At 58.7% G+C, this 6,432-nt stretch carries 9 protein-coding genes; 5 read left to right on the forward strand and 4 right to left on the reverse strand.

Annotation, left to right across the window (positions count from 1 at the left end; all coding sequences use genetic code 11):
• Positions 1-353: 353 nt before the first annotated feature.
• The gene (locus LB545_RS31190; RefSeq protein ID WP_181171898.1) at positions 354-476 is read left to right on the forward strand and encodes a DUF982 domain-containing protein; all 123 of its coding nucleotides are present in this window, start codon (positions 354-356) and stop codon (positions 474-476) included.
• A gap of 84 nt (positions 477-560) precedes the next feature.
• Positions 561-1,154: an SOS response-associated peptidase gene (locus tag LB545_RS09995; protein WP_140584521.1), complete on the forward strand. Its 594-nt coding sequence runs from the start codon at positions 561-563 to the stop codon at positions 1,152-1,154.
• Positions 1,155-1,174: 20 nt separating this feature from the next.
• Here LB545_RS09995 and LB545_RS10000 read toward each other — a convergent pair whose 3' ends face one another.
• Both LB545_RS10000 and LB545_RS10005 read right to left on the reverse strand, forming a co-directional pair.
• Positions 1,175-1,438, reverse strand: coding sequence for a hypothetical protein (locus LB545_RS10000; protein WP_140584522.1), 264 nt, complete (start codon positions 1,436-1,438; stop codon positions 1,175-1,177).
• Between the two features lie 15 nt (positions 1,439-1,453).
• Complete coding sequence (locus LB545_RS10005; RefSeq protein WP_140584523.1) at positions 1,454-2,041, reverse strand: hypothetical protein; 588 nt, start codon at positions 2,039-2,041, stop codon at positions 1,454-1,456.
• 121 nt (positions 2,042-2,162) lie between these two features.
• Between LB545_RS10005 and LB545_RS10010 the strand changes: the two genes are divergently transcribed.
• A complete protein-coding gene (locus LB545_RS10010) occupies positions 2,163-2,375 on the forward strand; it encodes a hypothetical protein (RefSeq protein ID WP_140584524.1) in 213 nt (70 codons plus the stop codon).
• Positions 2,372-2,833, forward strand: a complete 462-nt coding sequence (locus LB545_RS10015) for a hypothetical protein (protein ID WP_140584525.1) — start codon at positions 2,372-2,374, stop codon at positions 2,831-2,833. Before LB545_RS10010 ends, LB545_RS10015 begins: the two co-directional genes overlap by 4 nt.
• Before the next feature lie 39 nt (positions 2,834-2,872).
• Here LB545_RS10015 and LB545_RS10020 read toward each other — a convergent pair whose 3' ends face one another.
• Entirely contained in the window at positions 2,873-3,262 is a 390-nt protein-coding gene (locus LB545_RS10020) for a thermonuclease family protein (protein WP_224704918.1), read from the reverse strand.
• A gap of 437 nt (positions 3,263-3,699) precedes the next feature.
• Complete coding sequence (locus tag LB545_RS31195) at positions 3,700-4,041, reverse strand: hypothetical protein (RefSeq protein WP_411971071.1); 342 nt, start codon at positions 4,039-4,041, stop codon at positions 3,700-3,702.
• Positions 4,042-4,389: 348 nt separating this feature from the next.
• On the opposite strand from LB545_RS31195, the gene LB545_RS10030 reads away from it, so the two are divergent.
• Complete coding sequence (locus tag LB545_RS10030) at positions 4,390-5,313, forward strand: nucleotidyltransferase and HEPN domain-containing protein (RefSeq protein WP_140584526.1); 924 nt, start codon at positions 4,390-4,392, stop codon at positions 5,311-5,313.
• Positions 5,314-6,432: the final 1,119 nt, after the last annotated feature.

Below are 6,432 nucleotides of genomic sequence, written 5' to 3' on the forward strand. Positions count from 1 at the left end.
CCCTCTACGGCAAATTCGAGTCCAGCGGCGGCCGCCGCCAAAAAAGACAGAGGGCGTATAAACCGAAATCCCGCGCGCGTCCGCAACGGCGGACAAGCCTCGCGCGTGGGATGGAGGAATTCCGCCTCGGCCGCGGTGGTGAACGGGACAGCCTAAGGAGCGTCAGCATAGCGACGGCTGAAAGCCTGGACGCGGGACTGACTGTCCCCGCCAAGGCGGTCCGCACACTGCACGATGGTCGAGGTAGGCCGTGGTATCTGTCATCGGCATCCCGCCGCAACGGATCTCGCCGGCGAACCGGAACCTATCGCCTGATCATTAATCTACTCCCAGGGGGAGCCCGATGGCCGGCGATGACCAGTTCGAAAGATGTTGCGGCCCGGAAAGCCTTACCGCGTGTTCTCGAAGGGCTGAAAGAGGCCCATCACGCCCGCAGGCTATTCATTGAGGCCGCACGAAGGGGATATTCTGGCTAAATGGGGCCCGCTGAGTTGAGCGGCAGCCGCCTTTTCATCGAGAGCCAGATAGGCTTACTCTAAGAAGGTCGCCCGGAGCCTTCCATGTGCAACGATTATGAACAGCATGTCCTGTGGTCTGAATACTGTCGGATGATGGCGTCGCTGGCGCTCAAAATCCCGGCGCACCAAACCGAACTCGATTTGCCGCAGGCGGATGACATCCGCATTAATGACCCGGCGCCAGTAATGCGCGGCGCCGGCGATGCGATTGAATTGGCATCGATGACGTTCGGATTTCCGCCGGCGGGCCCAAAGGGGGGACCGGTGTTCAACTTTCGCTCCGAAGGGAGGCAATTCGCAAACAGCAATCGATGCCTCATTCCGGCCTCCGGGTTCTTCGAGTTCACTGGTGCGAAATATCCGAAGGCGAAACATCGCTTTACGCTCAACGGCTCTCCATTTATGGCCATCGCAGGGCTTTGGCGTGAGGCCGCCGGCAACAAGCCGCCTACCTTCACCATGCTGACGACTGATCCCGGGCCCGATGTCGCACCATTTCATAATCGGCAGGTCGTTGTTCTTCAGCCGCAGAATTGGGCTGCCTGGATCAACCTGACGAAGCCCGAATCTGAACTCTTGCGGCCGCTTCCGGCGGGGTCGCTTAGAGTGGAAACGGTGCGCCCGCAAAGCGCGTAACACGAGGCCGATCCTGACGATCATTCCATGTCGGGTACGTCACCGCTGACGAAAAGCGTTGTAGGCGGGCCGTAGTCTCCAAGCGCTGGATCGGCATCGCGGCTCCATGCGATGACGCCGACATGCCTGGTAGCCAGCGCCTTGGCTGTACGAACTGCTCTTTCCTCGCTTTGCTGATCCGCCGGGCCGTAGGCGGCAAACAGATCGCCCTCGTTGCCGCGATCAAAGGCAATGACGACGATCAGCTTTGGCTTCTTCTGGCCAGGCAGGACATGGTCGGACATCATCTCTCCTTCGCATCAGCGCAAGGCCGGCTTTTCCGTCCCCGCTTCAAGCGCGTTTATTGCATCACAGACGGCTTGGCGCTTGGGTTCGACCGGCTCGTCAGGGTGGAAATGAGAAAGCGAAAGAGTGGTGAAGGCGACGGTTAGGTCACCGATGAGGTCTCGCATTTTGAACCGATCTTTGACCTCGGCCGCAATGCGCCAGGCCAAGATGGAATCCCTTCCGCTAAGCGTGTCTTTGCCGCCGCGCTCAAGATCTGCACGAAGCATCGCCAACGCGGTGACGCGGTCGACGAGTTGGGTTTCCGGATCGATCAGTAGCTCCAGGTCCACGTTTAGAGGCTTGCGTTCTTCAGGCCAGCCGGCACAGCACGCCTCCAGGGCAGCGGTATGGGCTTGGCCCCATGCTTGTGCGCCAGCGCCGGCTCGGCGGTCCAACCCATCTTCCGGAAAGCCGTTTATATCCCAGCCTTCGAGTGCAAAGGCGCCTTGTGCCGCTTCCTCGGCTGTGAAACCGGCGCGCTCCAAAGCCGCCTCGGCGGCCGCGATGCCGCGCGAAATCTCCTCAGGCGATGCGTCTGGGACCGTCAAAACCAGGTCCATGTCTGCCTCCTGTAGCTGTTTTAGCTAAAGTGAACGAAAAGAGAACATTGAGTCAAGACTGCTCTTGACGAGGAAGGAATATGTTCCTTATTCCTGAATGGCATCTGAGCAGGAAAGAGCCATGGGAAAGCGCCAGAACGCGCCGGCCAGCGAAGCTATGTCCGAACTGGAAAACCTGGCTGAGCAGGCAATAGCCGCAGCCGGCGGCGATGTCTTGGTCGCGTTGCTGAATGTCCTTACCAGGAACAACGACCTTGAACGGGAACTGGGCTTGTCCCGGGCCGCAGTCTCGAACGGCTATTCTCGCGGCTGGCATAAGGCGCGGGTTCAATGACGAAAACGGCGGAAGACAATTTCCGGATCGAAGTCTGGGATCGAGAGGAGAAAACCCATCTCGAAACCGTATGCCGATCTCCGGACGCGGTGGTCAGCCAGGCAGCTTGGCAGGCAGCCATTCGGCGCCGGCCCGGAATGCTGCTGATCCACTACAACAGCCGCCATGTCATGGAGAAGATCATCACTCCGGGCGAGGTGAAGATTCCACCGCAGACTGTTATCGACGGCAGCATTCATGCGGGGTTGGACGTTTCACTTGGAGATCTGCGCGAATGGCACGCGTTGCGAGCTTGGTGCAAACGCTGCTCGCATTATGCAGAGGTGAAGCCAGCCGCACTTATTCGGCGGTACGGCAAGGACGCGCTGTTCAGCTCCGTTGAGAGGGCGCTTGTCTGCACGAGCTGCGATCGAGGCGGTCCGGTGAGACTGGAGATTCATAAGCTGCCGCGGAATTGAACCGGCTCCTGAGGGATCGGACAAGAAACGGCGAAGGTCCTAGTGTTGCCTGCGCCAATTCCAGGGCTTGTCGAATGAGCCGGCCCACAGGCCGCGCTTTGCGGTCCTGGCTTCCTGCTCGGCTCCAACGTAGAAGCCGGCACTGTATTTCGGCCAATCAAGCGCATAGCCCTGCCTGACCATCCATTCGCCGATATCGACGCCTGCGGCGGTGCAGACAGCGACCATGCGCCTGTAGCGATCGCGGTCGACTCCAATGCACGATGTTGGGCGATGCGCCTCGAGGAAATCCGCCAACACCAGAGACGCCTGCTGACCGCAACGGTACTTCTTGCCAGAGGCACTGGCGCAGATCTGAGCACTCTCCGGCGCGTCCATGCCATTGAGGCGAATCCGCTGTCCATGAATTTCGATCGTGTCGCCGTCCACGACTGACGGAATTCCCACCAGTGGTTCGGCCACGGAAGGCAAGGTGAGGCAGAGCAAGGCGGCCGACAAGCGGCAGATGCCAAGGGCGGGAAATCGCAGCATATCAGCCATCACACGCGCAGCCGGGCGCTTTGTGGCATCGCTTCTCTCGCGGGATGCAGCTATCACCACATGCCTGACCGGCCGAACAAGTCTTGCAACATCCCTCGACATGAACCGTCGACCAGGGCACCGGCGCCTGTGGGCGCCGCACGACCGACGCAGGATCCACCGGCATGAAAACGCCGCCGATCGCCAATGCGGCGATAATCCGAAACATGCTGCGCCTCCCACGACACTTCGGCTCTCTGCCAGCGACCTCGGTGATCCAAGACCCAGGTCTTACGTTCTCTTCTTCGCCTTCTTGGTAGGGGCGGTTCTTCCCTCATCTGGTTCCGCTACGCCGCAAACTGAACCGACATACAACTGAGCCCCGCCACGCGGCGGGGCTTCACCAAGGTCAGGCGGCTACAGCCTGGCACCTTGCCAGGGCAGTCCCTCAGGCTTTGACGGATGCCTTGCGCGTCTTCTTCAGCGGTGACTTGATTGACGCCGCAGGTGTTCTTGCGGCTGCAAAGCGCGCTGGTTTTTTTGTTTTCTCGTTCGCGGCTGGTGCGGGCGCCATCGCCTTTCGTCCAAGGCCTGCTGATTTCGCCAATGCCGAGCGAGTTGCCGTATAGTTCGGCGCCACCATCGGACACAGTATCCAGTTGGCCGTCTTGTTCGAGAGCAGTGGTCATATAGTTTCCTCTTACCGTATCGGACGAATTGATCGAGCTTTGACTTCCCATACCGCCAGTGAGACAAATAGTTCATTTCTCTCTACAAGCCACATCTTTTTCCCAGAAACTGCCGAAAAATACTGCTCCAACCTGGCCAAGCAGTTTGTCGATCATAGGCATGGAGCAGCAGTAATCGTCGACGAACCGCCCGGTTGCCCTGCCTTGGCACTGCCAGGCCGTTCTGTTGACCATTCCACATCAGCATCGATTGCTCCGGTCAGCGCCGGCAGCCTTTCGCATATATCCGAGCCTGCTATAACGAGCACTTCGACACGCGCCTGCGTTCATCAAGCTGAACTGACCAAAATGAAGACCAGCATCGATCATTTGCCGGAGCACAAGCAGGCGGAGCTCGCCCGCGTGATAGAGATCCTGCATGCCGAATTCGAGGACGCGCTGGCCGAGAGCAGCGCCGACTGGAAGAAGAGCGGCCGCATCCTGAAAATCATCCTGTTTGGTTCCTATGCCCGCGGCGACTGGGTCGACGAACCACTGACGATGAAGGGCTATCGCAGCGACTTCGATCTGCTGGTGGTAGTCAACAACAACAAGCTTTCCGACTTCGCCTACTGGTACAAGGCCAAGGACCGGCTCGAGCGCGATCGCGCGATCAAGACGCCAACCAGTTTCATCGTGCACAGCCGCCGCTTCGTCAACACGGCGCTCCACCAGGGGCAGTACTTCTTCACCGACATCCGCCGCGAGGGCATTGTCCTCTATGAGCTCGACAGTGAGCCGCTGGCAGAACCCCAAGCGCTTACACCGCAAGCGGCTTATCAGCGCGCCGAAGAGAACTTTCAAAACAGGCTTCCCGGCGTAAAACAATGGCTAGAGACTTTCGCGTTTCAGCTAGATAGATCCCGCATCGACGGCGGATGGAGGAAGGCCGCTGCATTTACGCTCCACCAATCCATCGAACATATCTATGCAACTCTCCTTTTGGTGCTCACCAACTACAGCCCGCCATCCCACAAGCTCACATTTCTGAGAGCCTTAGCCGAGGACCAGGATCGACGGTTGTCCGAGGCGTGGCCACGCGAACAGCAGCGCCATCGCGCCTGGTTCAACACATTGAATGAAGCTTACGTGAAGGCTCGCTATTCCAACCACTATCTAATCAGCGAGGAGGCGCTCGTCTGGTTGGGTGAGCGGACAGCGGAGCTCCACAAATGCGCCGAACTGGTATGTTTGCAGCACTTGAGGCGCATGAGAGAAGCCGCCGGGCCGTAGCTGCCCATGATCGCGAGGACGATCCGGTTGTTTGACCCGACGCGATGAAAGTTTTGCAGCGGGCACGGTGCCCGCTCCGCGATCTGAGAGTTCCTTACCGGATTGATCCGGACGAGATAATTTCTCATTCGAAGGGGAGGAGGACTGACAGTAGATCTAGCAGAAGGGCGGACGATCGTTCCATCAGTCTGAAATGTCACTTTTACACGAGAGGGGTCCACGAACCATAGGTGTGCATCAAACACGAACGGAACCCCATAGGTGACCCTTGAGGAGTATCTCTCCTATCGGCAAAGGATCGTCGAGCGCGACCCCGATGCGATGAAGAAGGTCGAGACGAAATCCCCTCCTGTCGACGCAACGGATTTTACGCTCCGAGTTTCATACGTGATTCTCAACAGTGGACTGAGGTGGACGGTAGCTAAGGACATCTGGACACAAATGAAACCGTCTCTCGTCGAGACAGGGAGGTTGGCAAAAGCTTCGGGCATCCAGGAAAGCGAAAAGCGATCAACTTGGCGATGTCGAACCGGTCGGAGCTTTTTCGGGGCCTTCACATCGGCTTGGGCAAACGGATCGCAGGGAATTGTGCTCGCAGATCTCAAAACTGGCCGGAGACAGCGTCTCGACGGTTGACTACGTGATTTGGAAAGCATGTCAGCAGGGATGGTGGCGCTCATAAACATTGCCAGACTCCGACAACTAAACCGAATGACGCCGGTTCGACGCGGACTAACCACTCTAAATAAGAACTGAAAGGAGGGATTGACCCGTGAAGGCGCTCGGTAGGCAGGTCCCTCGTACCAAAATTAGGGATCCATAACGAGGCGCTCGAGAGGAAACTAAAAAGTACAGGACGAGTGCTCATGTCGCGCTGGACGGTTATGTGTCGGCCCGAGGGAGGGCACTACTGCATCGCAGATTGCGGTGCCGAGAGGGGAGTGCCCAGGAGTTAGGTCGGGGGTTGCTTGGGATCATCATCGCCGCAATTGCTGCGGTGCTCGCCAAACGGGCCGGAGTGAATGCCATGACCGACGCGACGCCGCGGCCGATAGTATTCGCTCCCCCGGCGGGGCGCCCCAATGAAAGCACGTGGCCCGCCCGCCGACTGCCTACGGA

Origin of the sequence: Mesorhizobium sp. BR1-1-6 (assembly GCF_020165355.1) — a bacterium.
In the GTDB taxonomy this organism is placed as follows: domain Bacteria; phylum Pseudomonadota; class Alphaproteobacteria; order Rhizobiales; family Rhizobiaceae; genus Mesorhizobium.